The organism is Pararhodospirillum oryzae (genome assembly GCF_007992075.1).
In the GTDB taxonomy this organism is placed as follows: Bacteria; Pseudomonadota; Alphaproteobacteria; order Rhodospirillales; family Rhodospirillaceae; genus Pararhodospirillum; species Pararhodospirillum oryzae.
In genome coordinates, this window is sequence record NZ_BJZO01000157.1 from 1 (window position 1) to 2882 (window position 2882).

Consider the following 2882-nt stretch of genomic DNA (forward strand, 5'->3'; position numbering starts at 1 on the left):
AGAGTAACTTCGATGCCAGGTTGGGCCAAGAAATGGCCCAACCTGATCTCGGATTGCTCTAACCGCGCCGCGCCAGCATCTGAAGGCGTCGTTTGGCCCCATCGTCGCGTTCGCTCAGAGTTTCGATGATCAGATCGGCGCACAGGGCCCGCATCAAGGGGGCATCGTACAACGTCAGCGGGTCGTGATGGTCGCGGGTGCTCTTGTGGATTCCCTCGAAGATCAGCCATCCCCCCGGGGTCAAGGAGCGGGCCATCGCCTTGAACAAAAACGCCTGGTCCGCCGGATCGGGATGGAAGTTCATCGCGCAAACCACGTCGAAGGCCCCTTCGGGCCACGCCCAAGCCAGCATGTCGGCGCATTCGGTGCGCAGTGCCACCCCCCACGTCTTTGCAAGACGCCGAGCCTTGGCCAGGCCCGCCTCCGACCAGTCCAGGGCCAGGACATCCACCCCCTGGCGTGCCATCCAAACCCCGTTGCGGCCCTCGCCATCGGCCACGGCCAGCCCCTTCTGGCCCGGGCGCAACCGCGGGGCGCACGCCTCCAGGAACGGACTTGGATCAGTCCCGAAAACATAGTGATCCGTTTCATAGCGCTTGTCCCAATCCGTGGCGGACATCGCTCACTCCTTGCAAGAGGGCCAGGGGAACAAAAGCTATCAGCTTTCCGCGCGGCCTTCTGTTGGGGACCGGACACGATCTGGCGGATTCCTGCCAAAACAATCCACGGGAAGGCGGCTGGCGTTTCCTCGATATCTTTTGGCCGTCCCCGACGAGACAACCGCCGTTGCCCCCTGCTACCTCTGCGAAACGCGAATGATTCGCATAAACAAACGCCGAGGGAAACACGGGATGCATGACGCGCGACGCACGGCTTTTGGGTTGCTGACCCTGGCCGCTGTCCTGGGCGCCGGGAAAGAAACCCGGGCCGGGGATGTTCTGGTTTTATCGCCCGTGACCGTGGAAGAGCAGGCCCCGGCCGAGGTCGTGGTCAGCGATAAGGAGCTGGAACGGACCCAGGCGTCGAGCCTGTCCGATATTTTCCGCTCCACACCCACGGTGACGGTGAGCGGCGGCGGACAAACGGCGGCACAGAAGTTTTACGTTCGTGGGTTGGAAGACACCAACCTCAACGTGACCATCGACGGCGCCCGCCAGGGGGGCGGTTTTTTCCGCCACCAGGGCAACCTGAGCATCGGAGCCGAGATGCTCAAGCAAATCGAGGTCGAGGCGGGGTCGGGCAACGCCCTGGCTGGCCCTGGCGCCCTGGGGGGCGCGGTGCGCTTCCGCACCAAGGACGCCGAGGACTTGTTGCTGGACGGGCAAAAGAACGGGGCTCTTGTCAAAACCGGTTTTCATAGCAACGACTTGACCCGTCTGGTCAGCACCGCCGTCTATGGCCGCCCGATCGAGGAAGTAAGTTACCTGTTTTACGGGACCAAATCGTGGTCGGAAGACTACCAGGCAGGCGGCGGCGGCGAGGTCGCCAACACGGCCAGCACCCCCTTCAGCGGTTTGGCCAAGGTCGCGGTGCGTCCCGCGCCGGGGCAGGAGCTGAAATACACCCTTGATTACCGCCGGGATGACGCAACCCGCACCACCCGCCCCAATTTCGTGTTCTATCCCGCCGATCCGGCCCAGGAACAAGAGGCCGAGCGTCGGTCCCAAAGCCTGAGCTATGCCTTGAAGCCTCCCGAGGTCCCTTGGCTGGATCTGGACGCCACCGCGTACAGCACCGAGGGAAGCCTGACCTTGATGAAAACCTCCGGAAGCGGCTGGGATCGCGAAGCCCGATGGATCAGCCGGGGGATCGACCTGCGCAACCGCGTTGACCTGGACCCTGTGACGCTGACGGCGGGATTGGATTACAGCTGGGATGAATCGCGCGGGCGTGCCAGCCAGGGCACGGTGGCGACGGAAACGGGCAAGGTCCTGGGCCTCTACGCCCAGGGTGATCTGGCCCTGACCGACGCCTGGACCCTGACGGCGGGGCTCCGCTTCGACCACACCACCTTGATCGATCTGGAAAACCGCTGGCATGAGCACACCCACCTAAGCCCCAGCCTGAGCACCCGCTACCAGATCACCCCGGCCGTGGGCGTTTTCGCCTCGTGGTCCGAAGCCTTCCGGGGGCCGCGCCCGCTGCAAGGAACAACCCTGCTGTCGGGACAGGCGGCCAGCTCGGATCCCGACGTGGACGGGGAAGTCTCGCAAACCGTCGAAGCCGGCCTTGATCTGCACTGGAACGGCTGGAGCGGCTCGGTGGTCGGGTTTCGCACCCACGTTGAAGACACCATCGTTTATGGCGGCCAGATGGGCCGGCCGTTCAACCGCCAGAACGGTGACGACCTGACCATCACCGGCGTGAACGTGGGGTTGGGATACGGTCGGGAAACCTGGGATGCGAAAATCACCTATGCCCACGAGGACATGAGATTCGGCAACCGCCCCCTGTCCGCCGCCGACTTTACCTATGGCGCACCCCAGGGCGACCGGTTCGGGATCGATCTGCGGGCCCGGATCCCCCAATGGGACGTCGGCCTGGGGTGGACCAGCACCGTCGTTCTCGACCTGACCGAGGTTCCGTCGGGCTATCCGGACGCGCCCGGCTATGCCGTCCACGACGCCAGCGTGACCTGGACCCCCAGCGAGCGCTATCAAATCGCCCTGGCCCTCAACAACATTTTCGACCGAAAGTACATGAATCAGACGACCCCCTACTGGAGCACCTCCGGCGCTGGCAGCGCCTCCGACCTCTACGAGCGAGGGCGCGATTTCCGGCTGTCCGCAACCATGCGGTTTTAGCACGCCTTTCGATCCAAAAAGGTCAATGCCATGCATTCAACCCATTGAAATCGGCATAGGGGGCGGCCGTGAGACCGC

At 63.9% G+C, this 2882-nt stretch carries 2 protein-coding genes; one reads left to right on the top strand and one right to left on the bottom strand.

The features are described from left to right. Window positions 1-58: 58 nt before the first annotated feature. The gene (locus ROR02_RS16160) at window positions 59-619 is read right to left on the bottom strand and encodes a class I SAM-dependent methyltransferase (RefSeq protein ID WP_147165070.1); all 561 of its coding nucleotides are present in this window, start codon (window positions 617-619) and stop codon (window positions 59-61) included. Window positions 620-851: 232 nt separating this feature from the next. Here ROR02_RS16160 and ROR02_RS16165 point away from each other — a divergent pair, with 232 nt between their 5' ends. Continuing rightward, window positions 852-2804, top strand: coding sequence for a TonB-dependent receptor domain-containing protein (locus tag ROR02_RS16165; protein WP_170245161.1), 1953 nt, complete (start codon window positions 852-854; stop codon window positions 2802-2804). Window positions 2805-2882 lie beyond the last annotated feature (78 nt).

Coding starts and splice junctions, on each gene's coding strand:
- ROR02_RS16160 (WP_147165070.1), bottom strand. CDS start 619: ATGTCCGCCACGGATTGGGACAAGCGCTATGAAACGGATCACTATGTT.
- ROR02_RS16165 (WP_170245161.1), top strand. CDS start 852: ATGCATGACGCGCGACGCACGGCTTTTGGGTTGCTGACCCTGGCCGCT.